17 protein-coding genes are annotated in these 18,164 nt (G+C 49.1%); 6 read left to right on the top strand and 11 right to left on the bottom strand.

Translation table 11 applies throughout. The features are described 5' to 3' along the window. Window positions 1–14: 14 nt before the first annotated feature. Entirely contained in the window at window positions 15–983 is a 969-nt protein-coding gene (locus AB4124_RS32175) for an ABC transporter permease (protein WP_430201238.1), read from the bottom strand. 674 nt (window positions 984–1,657) lie between these two features. On the opposite strand from AB4124_RS32175, the gene AB4124_RS32170 reads away from it, so the two are divergent. Further along, window positions 1,658–1,936, top strand: a complete 279-nt coding sequence (locus AB4124_RS32170) for a hypothetical protein (protein WP_441975297.1) — start codon at window positions 1,658–1,660, stop codon at window positions 1,934–1,936. A gap of 521 nt (window positions 1,937–2,457) precedes the next feature. On the opposite strand, the gene AB4124_RS32165 is transcribed toward AB4124_RS32170, so the two are convergent. The 5 genes from AB4124_RS32165 to AB4124_RS32145 all read right to left on the bottom strand — a co-directional run bounded on the left by AB4124_RS32165 (window position 2,458) and on the right by AB4124_RS32145 (window position 8,905). Next, window positions 2,458–4,068 carry a response regulator transcription factor gene (locus AB4124_RS32165; protein WP_441975296.1) on the bottom strand — a complete coding sequence of 537 codons (1,611 nt, stop codon included), beginning with the start codon at window positions 4,066–4,068 and terminating at the stop codon, window positions 2,458–2,460. 37 nt (window positions 4,069–4,105) lie between these two features. Then, complete coding sequence (locus AB4124_RS32160) at window positions 4,106–5,944, bottom strand: sensor histidine kinase (protein ID WP_441975295.1); 1,839 nt, start codon at window positions 5,942–5,944, stop codon at window positions 4,106–4,108. Next, the gene (locus tag AB4124_RS32155; protein WP_441975294.1) at window positions 5,926–7,485 is read right to left on the bottom strand and encodes an extracellular solute-binding protein; all 1,560 of its coding nucleotides are present in this window, start codon (window positions 7,483–7,485) and stop codon (window positions 5,926–5,928) included. Before AB4124_RS32155 ends, AB4124_RS32160 begins: the two co-directional genes overlap by 19 nt. Window positions 7,486–7,801: 316 nt before the next feature. Further along, the gene (locus AB4124_RS32150) at window positions 7,802–8,233 is read right to left on the bottom strand and encodes a zinc ribbon domain-containing protein (RefSeq protein ID WP_441975293.1); all 432 of its coding nucleotides are present in this window, start codon (window positions 8,231–8,233) and stop codon (window positions 7,802–7,804) included. Window positions 8,234–8,281: 48 nt separating this feature from the next. Continuing rightward, entirely contained in the window at window positions 8,282–8,905 is a 624-nt protein-coding gene (locus AB4124_RS32145) for a stalk domain-containing protein (protein ID WP_076320508.1), read from the bottom strand. Window positions 8,906–9,118: 213 nt separating this feature from the next. Between AB4124_RS32145 and AB4124_RS32140 the strand changes: the two genes are divergently transcribed. The 5 genes from AB4124_RS32140 to AB4124_RS32120 all read left to right on the top strand — a co-directional run bounded on the left by AB4124_RS32140 (window position 9,119) and on the right by AB4124_RS32120 (window position 12,656). Continuing rightward, entirely contained in the window at window positions 9,119–9,310 is a 192-nt protein-coding gene (locus tag AB4124_RS32140) for a hypothetical protein (protein WP_076320507.1), read from the top strand. 140 nt (window positions 9,311–9,450) lie between these two features. After that, complete coding sequence (locus tag AB4124_RS32135) at window positions 9,451–9,795, top strand: hypothetical protein (RefSeq protein WP_339271849.1); 345 nt, start codon at window positions 9,451–9,453, stop codon at window positions 9,793–9,795. Between the two features lie 234 nt (window positions 9,796–10,029). Further along, window positions 10,030–10,521: a cation:proton antiporter regulatory subunit gene (locus AB4124_RS32130; RefSeq protein WP_076320505.1), complete on the top strand. Its 492-nt coding sequence runs from the start codon at window positions 10,030–10,032 to the stop codon at window positions 10,519–10,521. Between the two features lie 3 nt (window positions 10,522–10,524). Further along, window positions 10,525–11,769: a cation:proton antiporter gene (locus tag AB4124_RS32125; RefSeq protein WP_098742636.1), complete on the top strand. Its 1,245-nt coding sequence runs from the start codon at window positions 10,525–10,527 to the stop codon at window positions 11,767–11,769. Window positions 11,770–11,786: 17 nt separating this feature from the next. After that, window positions 11,787–12,656 carry a YitT family protein gene (locus AB4124_RS32120; protein WP_441975292.1) on the top strand — a complete coding sequence of 290 codons (870 nt, stop codon included), beginning with the start codon at window positions 11,787–11,789 and terminating at the stop codon, window positions 12,654–12,656. A gap of 179 nt (window positions 12,657–12,835) precedes the next feature. On the opposite strand, the gene AB4124_RS32115 is transcribed toward AB4124_RS32120, so the two are convergent. The 5 genes from AB4124_RS32115 to arfA form a co-directional block, all read right to left on the bottom strand. Next, window positions 12,836–13,051 carry a DUF2905 domain-containing protein gene (locus AB4124_RS32115; RefSeq protein WP_071223055.1) on the bottom strand — a complete coding sequence of 72 codons (216 nt, stop codon included), beginning with the start codon at window positions 13,049–13,051 and terminating at the stop codon, window positions 12,836–12,838. A gap of 107 nt (window positions 13,052–13,158) precedes the next feature. Then, on the bottom strand, window positions 13,159–13,992 hold the full coding sequence (locus tag AB4124_RS32110; RefSeq protein WP_339271848.1) for a carbohydrate ABC transporter permease: 834 nt from the start codon (window positions 13,990–13,992) through the stop codon (window positions 13,159–13,161). Between the two features lie 2 nt (window positions 13,993–13,994). After that, complete coding sequence (locus AB4124_RS32105) at window positions 13,995–14,888, bottom strand: carbohydrate ABC transporter permease (protein WP_379416077.1); 894 nt, start codon at window positions 14,886–14,888, stop codon at window positions 13,995–13,997. A gap of 78 nt (window positions 14,889–14,966) precedes the next feature. Further along, the gene (locus tag AB4124_RS32100; RefSeq protein WP_441975291.1) at window positions 14,967–16,295 is read right to left on the bottom strand and encodes an ABC transporter substrate-binding protein; all 1,329 of its coding nucleotides are present in this window, start codon (window positions 16,293–16,295) and stop codon (window positions 14,967–14,969) included. Window positions 16,296–16,455: 160 nt separating this feature from the next. After that, window positions 16,456–17,943 carry an arabinosylfuranosidase ArfA gene (arfA, locus tag AB4124_RS32095; protein WP_441975311.1) on the bottom strand — a complete coding sequence of 496 codons (1,488 nt, stop codon included), beginning with the start codon at window positions 17,941–17,943 and terminating at the stop codon, window positions 16,456–16,458. Window positions 17,944–18,164: the final 221 nt, after the last annotated feature.

Here is an 18,164-nt window from a genome sequence, read left to right as displayed (position 1 = left end):
GCGCCACCCTTTCTTTACCAGATTCCGCGCTGTAAGTATTTTCTGCTCATGGCATTGCCCATGATGACCAATGTGAAGGATATTACGGCTTCGAACAAACCAACCGCTGTCGAGAAGCTGTAATCCTGGTTCCCGAGACCCTGCCGGTATACATAGGTTCCGATGACATCCGACACCTGGTACACGACCGGATTGTACATGACGAGAATCTGTTCCGTTCCCGCTTCCAGCACGTTCCCGAGACGCAGGATGAACATCAGGACAATAATCGGGGCGATCCCCGGGAGCGTAATGTGCCACAGCTGCTTCCATCGTCCGGCCCCGTCGATCTTCGCCGCTTCATACAGCATCGGGTCGATCATTGTAAACGCTGCCAAATATACGATCGTGCTCCAGCCCGTTTCCTTCCAGCCTGCCGAGGTGATCAGCACGCCTCGGAACACGCTGTTATCCAAGAAAAACGCAATCTGCTCCATGCCCAGGGATACCAGCAATTTGTTGACGATTCCTCCGTTCGTTGAGAGGAGATCGATAAACAATCCGCCAACAATGACCCAAGACAGGAAATGCGGAAGATAGATGACGGTTTGCACCGTTCGTTTAAATACCATATTCCTCAGCTCATTGAGCATCAGTGCAATAATGATAGGGAGCGGAAACAAGATCACGATTTTCAGGAAGCTGATGATGACCGTATTTTTAAATACCTGAGCAAAATCCGGCGACGTGAACAGCTTCTCGAAATGCTTCCATCCCACCCACGGACTGTCGGCAAATCCGGTGAATATGTTGAAATCCTTAAATGCAATCGTAATGCCGTACATCGGCGTGTATTTGAACAGTAAAATGAACAAGATGCCCGGTACGAGCAGCAGATAAAGATCCCACTCTTTCCATATGTCCGTCCCTAAACGGCCCCAATACCCTCGTTTTTTCTTCATCTCTTTATACGGTGCCGGCGATGGTTCTATCGTGGGTTTCATCGACTCGTCTCCCCCTTTCTATTGATTCAATCTCCTTGGTTACTACAAATTGTAATTCCCGCCGAAGCGACTGAGTAGGCGAGGATCATTACTATTTATGGTAATATGATGTTGTGTTGGGGCATGGACGTCAGTAATTATGTCATGAGGTTACGACGGGTATTTCATGAGGTGTTAACTTGTCACGATCGGCTAATCGCTGCCAACCGAAATTCATAACTGAAATTCAAAGCATACACTGCCAAAAAGAGGTTGGTTCACCACTCCGCATGCGGATTGTTCTTACGATCCCTGTTACCCCCGGATTTCTGTTGAATAAATGAATCAGAGTTGAAATCCGGGGATAAAGGGGACCGCTGCCGCTTCTCCAGAACAATTCCGCCTGCTCCGTTGAAGTTGATCTAAGAATGAAGTTGGCATTCGAAGCACGGCAATGCCGTGCTTCGTCGCCAAGCGAGGCCTCCTCTGCTCTGGGCCGAGCTTGGCCTCCATAGCCTCAACCATTCTGCGCGGGTGATTACTTCCGCCCTGCAGATGGTTGGGGCTGGGGGTAAAAGCAAACGAGCCGTTCGGGATGTATGCCCCGAACGGCTCGTTTGTTTGGTTTATGTAACTGCGCACGCTCTGCTGCGCAGCGTTCCCCCCCTCCCCCAACCTCAAAGGGGGGGAGACTTTTGGGTTGGTTTGGACCCACGCGAACCAGCGGAGAGGGCGAATCGATTCTGGAAAAGCGTAGCGGTCGCCTTGGGAGTCTAATTTCTTCCTCTGTATCGTTATTCCGGAAATTCGGCGACAACAGCGATTGGAGGAACGATACGACCGCACAGCGGACTCTCACACCTCTACTTCCCCCAATCAAGGGGGAGAGGCTTTTGGAGTGGTTTGACCCACGCGAACCAGCGGAGAGGGCGAATCGATTCTGGAAAAGCGTAGCGGTCGCCTTGGGAGTCTAATTTCTTCCTCTGTATCGTTATTCCGGAAATTCGGCGACAACAGCGATTGGAGGAACGATACGACAGCACAGCGGACTCTCACACCTCTACTTCCCCCAATCAAGGGGGAGTGGCTTTTGGAGTGGTTTGACCCACGCGAACCAGCGGAGAGGACGTATCGATTCCGGAAAAACGATAGTGGTCGCCTTTGGAGCCGAAATTCTTCCGCTGTATCGTTATTCCGGAAATTCGGCGACGACAGCGATTGGAGGAACGATACGACCGCGGAGCGGCTTTCCCCTCTCTCCCTCCCCCACCCTCATGGGGGAGGCTTTTGGGTTGGTTTGGACCCCCACGGACCAGCGGAGAGGACGTATCGATTCCGGAAAAACGATAGTGGTCGCCTTTGGAGCCGAAATTCTTCCGCTGTCATCATAATCCCAGGAATTTCGGCGACAACAGCGATTGGAGGAACGATACGACCGCGGAGCGGCATAGAACGATGGGTTTTCAAGCCTTCACAACCCAGCCGACCTCACTGCTCATCCCTTAAATTCCCCCGGATTCACACCCCAATACTTCCGAAACACCTTGGTGAAATAACTAACATCGCGGTACCCGACCAGCCGGGCGGCGTCGTACACCTTGAGACCGTCCTGCAGCAGCGACTTGGCCCGCTCCATTTTGCGTTCCAGGACGTAAGCGGAGAAGACGACCCCCATTTCCTGCTTGAACAACCGGCTAAGATAGGAAGAATTGACATAAAGCCGGTCCGCCACCGTATGCAGCGTAATTTCCTGATCCATCTCCTCCTCAAGCAGGTTCAGAATATCCTTCACCACCTGATGGCTCGTCGTTTTCCGCTGTTCGCTCATAAAGGAAACGATATGCTTCACTGTACGCTCCAAGAGCGACCAGGTTTGCATTTTAGTGCTCAGCAGCTTGACGTTTTGGAAGAAATCGATATCCTCGCCAACGACTTTTTTTACCGTCCAGCCCTGCTTCTGGATCATTCGGGTAAAGAAGCTGTTCATGTATAGAACCGCCTCATGGAATTCATCCGAGGATTCGGATCTGGAGAAGGCTTCTTCCCATAATCCCTTCAGCGCCTCCAGGGCTTTCGTCTCGTCCGCGGTTTCAAGCGCGATCTCCAGCGTCTTCTCCAGATTCTGCTGCACGATCACGCCCTGGATATCTCGCTTGTGCTGCTCCCGGTAAGGAATCGCGAGGTCGTGTCCGTACACGACGCGGTCCTGAAGTGCCCGGCAGGCTTGCGTATACAGCAGGCTCATATCTTCAATCGCCCCGATCGAAGCACAGATGCCGGCACTTGCCGTCAACTTCAGCACTTCCTTCGTCTGGGAGAGCAGCTTGGATACATCGGCATTCAGCCGCAGCATGGCCTCCTTGGCGTCTTGATTTTCCTTCACGAACAACACCATCAGTAGCATACTGCCGGAATCCGACGTGATCCAGAGAGAGGGATGGGACAACAGCTCCTTAGCCAGGCACTGCATCGTAAACTGCAGCAGCTCGACATCCCCCCGCTGAAACCGGGTCTCATGCTCCGGCAGCGGGTCCAGGTCCACCACGGCTACCGCGATGCGGTCGTCCTCCTTCAACGGAATATATAATTCCTTGCTCTTGCTAAGAACATCCTGCTTTGTATATTTGCCGCTCACCCATTGGATAAAAAATAGATTTTGCAGGTGCGGAAGATTGTCTTTCCATTTCTGTTCCAACGCAGCCTTGCGCTGCCACTGCTCCAGATCTTCCCGAAGCTGCTGCCTCGCTTCAAGCACCGCTTCGAGGATATCCTCCTCGCCGGCGGGCTTCAATAAATATTTGGACACCCCGTATTCCAGCGCAAGCTGCGCGAATTCGAAGTTATCATGTCCGCTCAGAATGATCATTTTCGTCAATCGGCTAATGTCCTGCCGGCTTCGCAGCTCGCCAAGGAGTGTCAATCCATCCATTTCAGGCATCTGCACATCGATCAGCATAATATCCGGTTTCTTCCGGCTTACAAGCTCAAGGGCTTCGACACCGTTGGACGCCATACCAACCACTTCAATTCCATACTTGTCCCACGGGATATTGTAAGCTAGTGCATTACGCAGCCGGGGTTCATCTTCCACAATCATGAGATTCATGCGGTCTTCCCCTTTCGAACGATCAATATATGAGTACCTACTTCAAGCTAACTTCCTTGCAGCGATCCAGCGGAATGGAAATGGTGACGGTTGTGCCTTCCCCTGAGACACTGTGAACCGTGAGCTGGGCTTCCCTGCCATAATACAGCTTCATTCGGCTCAGCACGTTCCGAAGGCCGAACAGATCCTTCACATGCTCCTCATCCTGGGAAGATGCCGGCACGCTGCGGGAACCCATCATCTCCAGCTCATGCTGAATATAACAGAGCCGTTCTTCCCTAATCCCCGGCCCGTTATCTTGTACGCTGATGACCACGGTCTGCCCCTTTTCGATCCGGCTGGATATGACCAGGCTCCCTCCTGAGGATTTACCCTCCATGCCATGAATGATGGCATTCTCCACCAAAGGCTGGAGAAGGAGCTTGAGGAGCGGGACATGCTTGCTCTCTTCCGAAATGTGATAATCCACGGTGAAATTGTCCATGAAACGAAGCTGCTGAATTCGTAAATAGTAGTGCAGATGGGTGATGCTCTCCTCAATCGTAAACACCTGCCTGCCCTTGTTCAGGCTCAACCGGAAAAACTTCGACAGATTCATTACCATCTCGCTGATCTCATCCGCATCGTAGTTTTTGGCCGTCCAGTATATCGAATCGAGTGTATTGTATAGAAAATGCGGATTGATCTGGGATTGCAGAAACTTGAGCTCCGTCGTCGTTAATCGCAGCTGCTGCTCGTAATGATCCTCGATCAGATGCTTCTGTACGACGGCCATCTTGTTAAACGACTGAATGAGAAAGCCGAACTCGTCCTTCCGCTTGGTATCGACATGAATATTCAGTTCTCCGCTGCTGAGCCGCTTCATCCCGCGCGACAACTTCAACACAGGTGAGGCAATTCCACTGTACACCACCCATGAAATAATGATGGCCAGCAGGATGCTTAACCCGATGATCGCAACTGTGAACAGGCGCAGCTGATCAGTCTCTTTGTACAGCTCACTTTTCGGCTGTACCAACGCGAGACGCCATGCGGAGTAATCCGAGTCAATCGCTACGGTCATATCCTTGTCAGAAATGTTTTCCTCGTACATTCTGCCGGTCTCCACCACCACATCTCCCTTTTCGTTCAACAGGGCGATACGGCTGTTCTCGGAGGGAAGCAGCGTCTTGATGATGTTTAACAGCTTGCTCTTGTTAATAGACACCACCAACAGGTTCGACTGCCGTTCGCTGTTGTACAGGTCCATGGCCCGAATCAAGGAGACGCTGTCCGTATTCGTCATCTGTCCAAACGTGATTCCCTCCGCTACAGGGGCTTCCGACATGACGTAGGAAATCCCCGTTCCGTTCCTCCGGGCAGCTTCGACAAGCCATTCCTGCTGCGTCTCGCCCGTCAGCTTTTTGCCGCCGTAATGGGTAGAGATAATCCTATTGGACGCCTGATGATACACCGAAATTTGGGATACAAACCGGTTCACCGAAACGGAATTCAATAACTGTTCCAATATATCCGAGAAATCCACGATCGATTGAGGGGAGAAGTTGGTACTGTTTTTGTTCAGCAGCTCATTCATTCCAGGGTCGCTTGCAATCAAGGTGGATATCTCCTCCACGTTTTGCAGCGCCAGATCAAAATGATTCATCGCTGACGAAAGCGCCATCTCCGTCCGCTCGACAGCCTGTTCATAGAGAATATCCCGGGACCGTTCCACCGCAAACAGGCTGATGATGACCAATGGCAGCAGGATCAGCAGAAAATAACCGGTCAAGCGGGTTTGAATATTTTGCGAAAACCGATCCCGGACCCAGCGAGTCAACGCCATCATTCGAGTCCCCCCTTTTTTGGCGGCCGACATCATTGTTTGGAGTACCATTCATTCACTTCCTTCGTGATTTCATCTCCTCCTTCTTCCTTCCACCTCTTCACATAGTCATCAAAGGCATCCAGCGGTTCCAGCCCCATAATGATCTTCGTAAACACATCCTCCAGATTTTTAAGCTTATTACTGTACTTCGTCATGGCAGGTGTGGGAACGCCATAGAATGCATTCGGAGTTATATGTGAGTGAATCATCTGCAAGTTGTTGTATAGGTTGAAATCGCCTAGTGAATCAAGCCGCTCCTTAAACAGCAATTGGTCCGGCACATCAACAAGCGACTGGTAAATGCCACGGTACAAATGCTTGTCGTGAAGCACAAAATCCGTAACGATCGCCCCGTCCTCCCAACGCCAGATTTCGTTCTCGAAGCCGAGCTTCAGCGTCTTATAGTCGCTGGCGATAAAGTCCAGAAACTTAATCACTTCGGCTGCTTTCTCCGATTCGGCGGGAATGACATTGTAGCCGCGGATAATATCCTTGCCTTCCACGCCTTTAAATCCGTCCGGTCCCGTGGGATACGGAAGCGGCATCCATACAGCCTCCGGATCCTTGCTCATGTTAGCCGCGATCGGCCCCCGCGTGTCGTACCATGCTGCGGAGAACAGGCCCACCGTGCCATTTTCTATTTTTTCGAACAGATTATTTTGCAGGTTTAAAGGAAACTCCCGATCGAGCAGATTCTCCTGATACAGTTTGGCAAAAAACGCGAGGGTCTCCTTCGTTTCAGGCAGAATGCTTCCGTTCACCAGCCGACCGTCCCGTTCAAACCAAGTATTCCGCTGCGTCCCGAAGGCGCCGAAGAACGGGGAAGACCTGCCCAACTTCGACATCAGGGTAAGGCCGATCGTATCCTGCACGCCGTTGCCGTCCGGATCATCGAGCGTAAAGGCACGGATGACTTCGTAATATTCCTCCAGTGTTTCGGGCGGCTCCAGGCCAAGCCGATCAAGCCAATCCTTTCGGACATACATCAGCTCTGCCCCAGTCACCTCATTCAAGCTTGGAACCGCATAGATTTTCCCGCCATATCGAACCCGATCCCAAACCTCCGGCGGAATTTTCTCCTTTAGATGGGGACCATACTTGTCGATTAACTCATCCAGCGGCATAAATGCCTTTTGCTTGACATAATTGTCGAACCACACCGGTTCATACGTATGGAGCATATCCGGCAAGTTGCCCGAGGACATAATGACATCCAACTTCTCGTTGTAAACTTCAGGTGGCGGAAGATTAACACCAATCTCAAGCCCCGTGCGCTCTTCAATGTAATTCAGATACGGATTGTCATTCTCGTCCATCCCGGCAGGGAATGTCATCCCGAGACTGGAAATAACGATGCTGATGGATGCGCTCTTCGGTTGACTCTCCGGCGAATTGTCCTCCTCCGAAGGATCCATAATGTTACATCCAGCAGTAAGGAGCATCAGAAATACACAGACGGGAAGCAATAGAACGTTACCTTTTAGCAGCCTTGACACCCTTCGATTCCCATGTTGAAAAAACTCATCATTACAGGCCTTGTTCATCGGCATATGTCCTCACTCCCTCCAGCTAAGTAAGCTAATATTACTATATAACGATTTTATGGTGAGTAAGATCACCTTAATAATCATTCTGTAATGATTTGCGGCTTCCTTCACACCGGACAAAAAGAAAAGAGCCGCCCCCGGTCATTCCCAAACCAGGGTGCGGCTCTATCTTTAGTAAAAACATTCATCCTGAAGTCAAGGACCATGACGTCCTTTTAATTGCTCGTGTTATTGTTCGGCACAACACGCACGCGAGAATAAGATCCCGTTCCAATCGATCGGCCCGCCTAGACTAGTGAGGACAATTGGACCAATCACACTATTTCGGCTCCTCTTGATCACTGCCATCTTCCAGAAGGGAAATTTCTTTACGCTGCCCTTCCGATTCCACCTGAATCACTTCGAACGTACGGCCACAATGGGCACAGAACTTGGCGTTCATAGCGGAGCTGTTCCCACAGCCTCTGCATACCTTCTCATCCGTAAGATTGGCGATATGAAGCAGATTTTGGTCGATTTCAAAATTCAATTGATGAATCTTGTCCACGTAGCTTTGAATACTCTCCTGATCAGGCGGCCACTTCCCAGCTTCGGTTGCAGCAAATACAACCTTGCCGATTTCCAGAAGCTGTTCATCGATATCGCTTTTTTTACCGTTGTTCTGCAGCTTTAACCGATTGATCTCCACCAGCGTTTTGGCTTTATTTCCGGCGTCAGACACACCGGCCTTGAATTTATCAAAAAAACTCAAGTATGCTCTCCCCTCTCTGTTCACCCGTTTGATGCTGTTATTTTATTCCTATAAGGAGATTCTCAGAATTTTATCATGATCGGTATAGTTCACGCCAGCACCCAGGCCCCTTGCAAACACCTGAATCGGAACGTACGTCACGCCGTCGATCACTTTAGGAGCGACCGCAACGGTTTCCGATTTGCCGTTGTAAAAGACGGTTTTGCTGCCAATCGTGAGTGTTATCTTGTGATTGCCTCTTTGTACACCAATACTGGCCGCTTCACGATTCCAGCTAACCTCAGCTCCCATTCCTTCAGCGATTTCCCGCAGTGGCACCAGATTGATGTTGTTATACACCAACGGCTCACTGTCAAACTTCACCACGCTGCCGTTAACGTAAACTTTAAGACCGGACTTGGCATAAGCCGGGGCTGCCGGCTTCGGCGCAGTGGATTTTGTCGTGCTATTCTTCGATGATTTGGCTTTAGGCTTGGATGAGGACGACTTTCCGCTTGAAGAGCTTCCTCCGCCGTTATGATAATGATACTCGCCATAAGACAGACCCCAGCGTTCGCAATTGGTGCGGCAGGTATGCCCTCCATTGGCATCCGTTCTTCCCGGATGAGCAGAAACGACCGATCCTGACACAAGCAATAAAGCGATGCTGCAGCACAGCATTTTTTTCTTCATAACTCAAATTACCCCCTGGTATAATATTCCTCCAATACATTCTAGCATATTTCTTATATAGCAGATGAATATATAAAGATACATTACATAGAAGGATGATTATTGTCATGCTGATGATCGCTTGCATGGTTTCATTTTCACCCCTCGCGTTTATTCGTTACATATAACGGAACCTTTTGTGCCAAAATATTTCCAGAAAGGAATGAGACCCTAATGAGCAAAAAGAAACCTGAATATGACGGACAGTTCCCCGGCGTAGACCCTATTCCCGAGCCCGATCGTCCGGATCAAGCCGCAACCGACAAGCTCGATGATCTGGTTCTTGGCATTTTGGAAGATAAAGATACATCGAAAGTTGATATCGATCCCGATACGGAAAATTACGATAAACTTCGCAAAAAGTAAGACAAGTCTCGCTTCAATATAATGTAAAAAATATAATCAATCTGTAAAAGTGTTCAAAAATAATTTATCGTTCTCATTTTGAGAACGATTATTTTTATGTTATGATTAACACAGAAGCTTGGGACGAAGGGGGAGTAACCGTGAACCGTTTCTTAAAAACAGCAAAAATTCTTTGGATGCTGGTACTTGTTCTGGTTACGGCATTTGCCCTTTACATTCCCGTCCAGGAGTATTCCAGCAGCGAAACCCACGATGAGCGGTATGTTTATAAGCACGACCTTCATCTGAAAGTAGCTGTTCTGAAACACTCTCAGATTCTCTCCAAACTTAAGGCAGCCGGCAATACCTTGCCACTGTTCTTATTGATGTCGGCCGTTCTCATGTTGCAGGCTCCCAAAACACGTCTGCCCTATCGGCCGATCATTCCGCTTCGGCTCCGGCTTTTATTATTATTCCCCATTAAATACACATCGAAGTTCGTTTAGATTCCTCCCCTTTTCGCATTCAAACTGACTGCGGTTTCTTAAATTCGCCAATTTTTCATCTCTCAGGCAACCATACAATCAACCTGTGCTAATTGACGTATGCACGTAGGTTTATTAAAGACTGTACAATTTCACCCTGAATGGATTGTTTTATTTGGCTGCGTATATTTTTGAGATCCGTGTGACCGGTCTGCAAAAAAAACTAAAAGTGTATTTTTAGGAGGAGTTTAACCTATGCATGTTCGTGAAACAGATTTGCCCGGAATCGGCAAGAAATTCGTAATTGATACCCGCGGTGGCGATAAACTGGTCATTATCATTCATGACGACGGCCGCCGTGAAATGTACCATTATGAACATGACGATCCGGACGAAAGCATCTCCATGATTTCCTTGGACGATGATGAGGCTCGCCAAATTGCTGCCATCGTTGGCGGTCTCACTTATAAACCTAAAGCGCTGGAAACAATCGACATGGCGCTGGACGAATTGATTATCGAGTGGTATCGCATCGAGTCCCACTATTACGGGGCAGGTAAATCGATTGGTGATTTGGACGTGCGCCAAGCCTCAGGTGCAACCATCATTGCGACAGTTGATAAAAACAGTAAACAAATCAATCCCGGACCTGACGTTATCATCACACCGGACTCGACACTCGTTGTCGTTGGTGAACGTCAACAACAGCGGCTATTTAAACAAATCTTGATGAACGGACGTGGTTGATGAATGGATCATTTGGTTTTAGAAGTTGGACTGGCGATTTTCCTGATCGCCCTGGCGGGGTTGCTATCAGCTAAACTCCGGTTTTCCGTCGTCCCTTTCTACATTCTGATTGGGATGGCGGTAGGGCCTCATGCTTTTCATTTTGGATCATTCGATTTTCGTTTTATAGAAAGTGCTCCGTTCATCGACTTTATGGGTCGCATCGGCGTACTGTTCCTTCTGTTCTATCTTGGCCTCGAATTCTCAGTCGGCCGGTTAATTAAATCAGGGAAGTCCATCGTAGTTGGTGGCAGCATCTATATTGCCATTAACTTTACGCTTGGACTGATGATCGGGATCTTTTCCGGATTCCCGGTCGCGGAAACACTCATTGTTGCGGGAATTACCACCATCTCCTCAAGCGCTATCGTAGCCAAGGTGCTGGTTGACCTGAAAAGAACGGCGAATCCCGAAACTGAAATGATTCTCGGTATTATCATGTTCGAGGATGTGTTCCTGGCTGTATATATCTCTATTCTCTCCGGCCTCGTATTAAGCGGATCATCATCGCTGGGCGGAGTACTGATATCTGCGGTAATCGCCCTTGGATTTATGCTGCTTGTCCTTATTATTGGCCGTAAAGCCGTACCGCTTCTGAATAAGGTATTAAATATACGGTCGAACGAATTGTTTGCCTTGGTTGTTTTTGGCGCATTGTTCCTGCTCGCAGGATTCGCCGAAACGATTCATGTTGCCGAGGCGATCGGCGCTCTGCTCGTCGGGCTTGTCCTGGCTGAGACGGAGCATCGTGAACGCATTGAGCATTTGATATTACCATTCCGTGATTTCTTTGGAGCCATATTCTTCTTTAGCTTCGGTTTAACGATTGTACCTTCCGAGCTTGGCGGAGCTGTGTGGTTATCGCTAATCGCCGTTATCATCACACTCCTTGGAAACTTTATTGCAGGTATGCTTGCAGGACGCAGTGCAGGGTTGTCCTCCAAAGCATCCTCCAATATCGGTCTGACCATCGTATCCCGCGGGGAATTCTCCATTATTCTCGCTAATATGGGTAAAGCGGGCGGACTTGCAACCTTCATCCAGCCGTTCGCAGCCTTGTATGTGCTGATACTGGCTATTCTCGGACCGCTGCTCACCAAGGAGTCCAAGCATGTGTATAACTTCTTAAACAAAATCATTAAATTTAAAGACTATAAGGAGAAGAAACCGGTTAAACCGAAGCTAAAGGATGAAAGTGCAAGCGGATAAAGGAGGGTACATTGCCTATGGTTCAAGCCCATGTTCGGGTAACGAACGGTCCGCAAGAGACCGTAAGCAAGGCAAGTACACGAAGAAGAATGAGCATGGCTGCCATCGGAGGCCTGATAGCGGCGTTCGGTTTGGATTTATTTCTTGTTCCCGGCGGCATCATCGCGGGCGGCGTAACGGGAATTTCCGCGCTCGCCTCGCATCTGACGGGACTTCATACAGGCATGTTTCTGTTTGCATTAAATCTGCCCCTGCTCCTGCTGGTCTACCGTGGGGCCAACCGGGAAAAAGCCGTCATTGCCACCGTCGGGCTGCTTACTTTTTCCGTATGCTCGATCCTGTTCTTTCCGGTTCCCGCTCTCATCGACAGCAAGATCGGGAGCGCAGGCATCGGCGGCATTTTCCTTGGGCTGGGCATCGGTCTCGGCCTTCGTTACGGCGTCGTCCTGGACTCACTCCAAATGCCCAAGATTCCGCAGCAGATATCACATCTGCTAACCCGCTTGAAGCTGCCATACATCCATATCATGGTCAATACATGCGTACTGACATTGGCAGGGCTGCTTCTCGGCTGGGAACGAGCGATGTACTCTGCGATCGCATGTCTCATGGCACTGGAGACCGGACGTATTACAACTTCGAGCCTTCCGCTTAAACGAGAGGTCCGGATTCGCAGCGTGAGCGAAGTGGAAATCCAGCATACCATGAAAGCCATCATGGGGTATGAATCCCAAACTGCTGACCCTAAAGATGACTCTATGTATGAAGGTGAAGCCATCGGTTCAACGCAGCTGATCTATCGGGTTCACATTCTGGAGATGCCCAGATTCAAATCCATCGTGAGAAGCCTGGATCCGAATGCCGAGATTACCATCATTCAGAAGTAAGTTTCTCTCTTCCATGTAAACAGGCCGGCTAAGGGTTTGCCCTAGCCGGCCTGTTTTTTTATCAGAAAGTATAAACTCCGAAGCTTAGGCCTTCCTGATATCGCAAGAAAAACATCCCCTAACCGCGGTCTGTCTTCCGAGAAATTACGTCGATAGACGTTTTTCTTATGATATCTCTGCTATTTACGAAACTGCTGGATCAGAAACAGAATTAATGAGCCCACCACGCTGATGACGAGGCAGGTTACGATCGGAAAATAAATTTTGACATGGGGTTTATCCACCACGATGTCACCCGGCAGCCGGCCGACAAATCGTCCAATGACAGGCCAGAGCAGACCGATCACGATCAGAGCGCCGCCAATCCATAATAGAGCCCGAGTTACAGGATGCACGATACGGTCACCTCATTCATCAAATCAAACATGAAACACGCAGGTTTCATTGTATCATAAAGGATTTGAGATGCCTCATGCAAGGTCAGGCCCTTCCTATCGAGTGATCATCCTTTCACCGCCCCCGCCGTCATCCCATCGATAAAATACTTCTGGAAGGCCATGAACAAAATAAAGATCGGAATGATCGAGAAGAAGGAGCCGACAATCAATAAGTCATAATTGTTCCCGTAAGGGGTCAAGAGCGTCTTCAATCCGATCGGAAGGGTATACTTGCCATCATCGCTGAGTACCATAAACGGCCACAGAAAGTTGTTCCAGCTGTTCATGCCGTTCAGGATCGCCATGGCAGCGAAGGATGGCTTCATCACAGGCAAGATCAGCCGTACATAGATACCGTATTCCGTCGCGCCGTCCACCCGCCCTGCCGCAATCATTTCTTTTGGAACCCCTCTTAAATACTGCCTGAAGAAAAAGATCGTAGCCGCGCTTGCGATCCCCGGCAGCACAATCGCCGAGTACGAATTCATAAGGCCAAGGTTGTACGTCAGGGAGTATAACGGAAGAAGAAGAATTTCAAAAGGAACCATCATAATCAGAAGCACGCAGATGAACAGGAAATTTTTGCCGATGAAATCATAGGCTGCAAACCCATAGGCAACCGTTGCGCTGACCAGCAGGGTTAACGTAACCTGCACCACCGTAAGGAGCAAGGAGTTAAAAAACCACATAAAATAAGAATGATCGCCTGTAAACAGGTAGTTGAAATTGTCCAGGCTCATCACCGACAGGTCAAATTTCAAATTCAGCCCATACCGGATCAAATCCTCGCCCGGTTTAAAGGAAGCGATGGTGACGGCATAAAAAGGGACCAGGATCAGAAAGCACAGTATGGAGAACAAAATGAAGAGGATTATTTTGATCAGCGTTTCTCTTCTCATTCTCAATCCTCCTTCTTGAACATGCCGGAGAGCGTCAGCTGCGTCAGATTAATGATCATGGTGATCGCCAGCAGCACGATCCCTACAGCGGCCGCATAACCCAGATTGTTCTTCTCAATGCCTTGACGGTACAGATAACCGACAATCGTGAGGCCGATGTTTTTCGGAGAGTTGTTGCCGTTCCAGAGCATCATGCTTTCTATAAACATGGCAAGCCCCGCATAAATGCTGATCGTTAACACATATATCGTGGTTGGCTTTAACAAAGGCATCGTGATTTTGGTGAATTTCTGAAAGGCCGAGGCCCCGTCGATGGATGCCGCCTCATAATATTCACCCGGGATATTTTTGAGCCCGGATAAAAAATAGAGCATATTAACGCCCGTCCACCGCCATGTGGCAAGTGCCACCAGAGCAATAAAACCGGTAACCTGTCCCTTCAGAAACTTCACCGGGTCGATCCCGAACCACCCCAATATACTGTTAATAAGCGACCCTTCCATCTCGCCGAACATCAGCCGAAAAATGGTGCCTGCGACAACAACCGACGTCAGTGCCGGGAAGAAAAAGGACGATTTAAAAAATTCTCTTCCCCACATGAACTTATTGTTAATCAATACCGCGAACAGCATCGGAAACGGAATCAGGATAAGGAGCGTCAGGATCATGTAAATCGCGCTGTTCGTGACCGCCTTCAGAAAGACGCCGTCCCCCATCAGCTTTCCGTAATTAGCCATACCGATCCAATCTGCTTCCTGCCCCAGCTGCGTCTTCTGAAAGCTCATGCCAAATGAGCTGCCCAGCGGCAGCACCCAGAATATAAGGAACACCAGAATAAACGGCAGAACAAACACATAAGGAGCAACCTTTTGCGAGTACAGAAATTTTTTAATCATGATTCTACTCCTTTAATGAGAGCCGCCCATTAACGATTCCATGAGCAGCTCTATGTTTTGGTACCCTATAAGCGAGTGTCATTTCAATTCCTGTTCGATTTGTTTCTGGGCGTCGTTCAAAGCTTCAGTAATGTCTTTGCCATCCTCGAAAATCTCATTGAAGGTTGTTGTACACAGGACGTTGTTGATGGTAGGCGATGCGGAGGTCGATTTGATTAACCGGATTTCATCTCGGATCTCATTCAAGACATCAAACGGGTTATTAACAAAATATTTGACGAACTGATTCTCGGCATTGTGCGTAACATCTTTCATATCCCAAACGTCCATATTGACCGGATCGAATCCAAGCGTGTTCCAAATCTCTTTATTGGCATCCAGGGACAGCTTGGCGAATGCCAGAAAGTCTTTCGCCAGTTGTACGTCTTTTGCGGTCTTGGTAACAACCGTGCCGGTGCCGCCGCCGCCAACCGATCTTGGCATTCCTTCTTCAATGACCGGTATCGGCGCGATGGCTATTTTCCCGGACAAGTCTGACATGTAGTTGGTGTATCTGGACATTTGCCACAGCGGCATGAAGGCCGTAGCGTAATTTCCTGCATTAAACTCTCCATATGCTTCTTCGGTATCCGGCTGGCCGCCGGCAATGGTTGCTATGACATTGTTATCCTGCAGGTCCTTGAGGAGCGTCATGGCTTTCACCATCGCTTCCGAGTTCACGATCGGATTGCCGGAATCGTCTGTCAGATCCGCGCCTTGCTGTGCCAATAGCATGGAAGCTTGCCAGGCTGCGCTTGTATCGGCTGTTCCCATGTACTTGCCTGTTTTTTCATACACCTGGATACCTGCCTGCTTAAAATCCTCCCAAGTTACGATATCCTGATAGTTAACCCCAGCCTCCTCCAAAATCTCGGTATTATAGAAGGCAACGGACGCGCCAACATGGGTCGGGATGCCGTAATTCGTATCTTCCTTGCTGTATAGGTCAATTCGGGATTTAACGATGGTGTCCCGGTATGGATCAATGACATCATTGAGCGGTTCCAGCTGCGGCGTGCCGGACAGAAAATTCGGAAACTTCCCAAGCTCGATATCCGCAATGTCGGGTGCCCCAGTCCCCGATTGAACCGCAATGGATAATTTGTTATGCATGTCGTCATACGGCATGACCGTCACGTTTAGTTTAATCTGGCGTTCGGGATTCTCGGCATTCCACTTGCCCAGCATTTTCTCAAAATGCTGTCCGTGCAGCTCAACAAACGTCCAATAAGACAGCTCTGTGGCGCTTTCCCCTGCCCCTCCATCCAGAACCGAGGTTTCGCCGCCGGCATTGTTCGATTTACCGCATCCCCACAAGAACAATGTCATACATAATACCGTGAATACAATCAACCATTTTTTCATCATCTTACTGGACCTCCCTTAATTTTCGTTCATACAAACCTACACTTAAAAATCGGTACTTCTGCTACCATTCAGAAATAAAGCGCTTTCATAGTGTGTGTAATTTGATATGACTGTTTGGGAGATGGGGCAGCCCCTGGTGAGAACTGCCCGCTGCTTTTCCTTAAGCTTTTTTCAAGCGAATAACGTTCCATGATGCCTTGGCAAGCCTTGCGGTAACCATACCGTTATCGAGTTTAGCTCCACCCTGTTGATGTGGTTTGACTCTTTCCTCAGATGCGGTATTCACCGCTTTCAGATCCTCATGCTCCATCACGATATGCTCCAGCAACCGATAGCCTTCAAAGCTGCGCACATCACATTCCAGCTCCAATGCTTCCTCCAGATGACGGTTCACGGCAAAAATCGTAATTTCTTCATCCTCTTCATTATGAACGACCGCACTATCAAGATACGGAACATCGGTAAAATCCTTGGAATCATACTTCGGTGATTCGACGATAGGTAGCAGCGATACGCCCCGGCCAAATTTCGAAGCGTGAAGATACGGATAAAAGATGGTCTGCTTCCAAGAACGGCCGCCGTTCTCGGTCATAATCGGCGCGATTACGTTGACGAGCTGTGCCAGACAAGCCATCTTCACCCGGTCTGCGTGGCGCAGGAAGGTGATCAGCATACTGCCGACAAGAATCGCATCCTCGAAATTATACACATCCTCCAGCTGCGGCGGAGCGATGCTCCATGGATCAATCTGCCTGTCAGCGTCATTGGAATGGTACCAGACATTCCACTCGTCGAAGCTGAGATACATCGTCTTTTTGCTGCGTTTCTTGGCCTTGATGTAATCGCAGGTGGATTTGACCGTATGAATAAAGTGATCCATATCCAGGGAAAGTGCCAGATAGTTGGCGGTATCGTTATCACGGTTACCGTAATATTGATGCAGCGATATGTAATCAACCGCCTCGTACGTATGATCCAGCGTTACGGCTTCCCATTCAGGGAATGTCGGCATCCCGGTGCTCGAGCTTCCGCATGAAACCAGTTCAATGGTCGGATCGACGAGCCGCATGGCTTTTGCCGTTTCCAGTGCAAGTCGGCCGTATTCTGTCGAGGTCTTGTGTCCGATCTGCCAAGGCCCATCCATCTCGTTGCCAAGGCACCAGGTTTTGATCTTGTGCGGCTGTTCATAACCATGACTGCGTCTTAGATCGCTCCAGTATGTGCCTCCGGGATGGTTGGTGTATTCCAGCAGATTTCTGGCAGCGTCGATCCCCCGAGTACCCAGGTTCACGGCCATCATAACGTCCGAGCCCACTTCCTTGGCCCAGGAAATAAACTCATTCGTGCCGACATCGTTCGGCTCCAGCGTTCTCCACGCCAGCTCCAGCCGTTTCGGCCGTTCGGCTACAGGACCTACGCCATCTTCCCAGTCATAACCTGACACAAAATTTCCGCCGGGATATCTTATAATCGGGACATCCAGTTCCTTGATCAAATCCTTCACGTCGTTACGAAAACCACCTGCATCCGCAGTTTCATGGCCGGGTTCGTAAATGCCGCCATATACAGCGCGGCCAAGATGTTCAATGAACGAACCATATATGCGGTTATCAACTTGCGCGATCCGAAACGACTTATCCACGATCATTCGTGCTTTCAATTTCTCAGCTGCCAAGTCCTTCACCTTCCGTTGATGTAATTATGAATCATTTCAAATAATACTGAATGAATTCGTTTTCAAATATAAAATATCATATGAGAGGTTCGCTGTAAATACAAAAACATAAATTGATTTATATATATTTGAAATGAATTGATTGATTATCTAAAAATCAGCTAAATTGCGGTGTAAAACACTGATTTTCCTTG

This window comes from Paenibacillus sp. 2KB_20 (genome assembly GCF_052115765.1).
Lineage (GTDB): Bacteria > Bacillota > Bacilli > Paenibacillales > Paenibacillaceae > Paenibacillus_AQ.
The sequence above is the reverse complement of the archived record's forward strand: the minus strand, read 5'-3'. Positions and strand labels throughout refer to the sequence as shown.

Excerpts from the sequence above, each read along its gene's own strand:
- AB4124_RS32145 (WP_076320508.1), bottom strand. The coding sequence starts at position 8,905 with ATGAAGAAAAAAATGCTGTGCTGCAGCATCGCTTTATTGCTTGTGTCA.
- AB4124_RS32125 (WP_098742636.1), top strand. The coding sequence starts at position 10,525 with ATGGATCATTTGGTTTTAGAAGTTGGACTGGCGATTTTCCTGATCGCC.
- AB4124_RS32120 (WP_441975292.1), top strand. The coding sequence starts at position 11,787 with ATGGTTCAAGCCCATGTTCGGGTAACGAACGGTCCGCAAGAGACCGTA.
- AB4124_RS32140 (WP_076320507.1), top strand. The coding sequence starts at position 9,119 with ATGAGCAAAAAGAAACCTGAATATGACGGACAGTTCCCCGGCGTAGAC.
- AB4124_RS32100 (WP_441975291.1), bottom strand. The coding sequence starts at position 16,295 with ATGATGAAAAAATGGTTGATTGTATTCACGGTATTATGTATGACATTG.
- AB4124_RS32130 (WP_076320505.1), top strand. The coding sequence starts at position 10,030 with ATGCATGTTCGTGAAACAGATTTGCCCGGAATCGGCAAGAAATTCGTA.
- AB4124_RS32110 (WP_339271848.1), bottom strand. The coding sequence starts at position 13,992 with ATGAGAAGAGAAACGCTGATCAAAATAATCCTCTTCATTTTGTTCTCC.
- AB4124_RS32160 (WP_441975295.1), bottom strand. The coding sequence starts at position 5,944 with ATGGTACTCCAAACAATGATGTCGGCCGCCAAAAAAGGGGGGACTCGA.
- arfA (WP_441975311.1), bottom strand. The coding sequence starts at position 17,943 with ATGATCGTGGATAAGTCGTTTCGGATCGCGCAAGTTGATAACCGCATA.
- AB4124_RS32175 (WP_430201238.1), bottom strand. The coding sequence starts at position 983 with ATGAAACCCACGATAGAACCATCGCCGGCACCGTATAAAGAGATGAAG.
- AB4124_RS32155 (WP_441975294.1), bottom strand. The coding sequence starts at position 7,485 with ATGCCGATGAACAAGGCCTGTAATGATGAGTTTTTTCAACATGGGAAT.
- AB4124_RS32165 (WP_441975296.1), bottom strand. The coding sequence starts at position 4,068 with ATGAATCTCATGATTGTGGAAGATGAACCCCGGCTGCGTAATGCACTA.
- AB4124_RS32105 (WP_379416077.1), bottom strand. The coding sequence starts at position 14,888 with ATGATTAAAAAATTTCTGTACTCGCAAAAGGTTGCTCCTTATGTGTTT.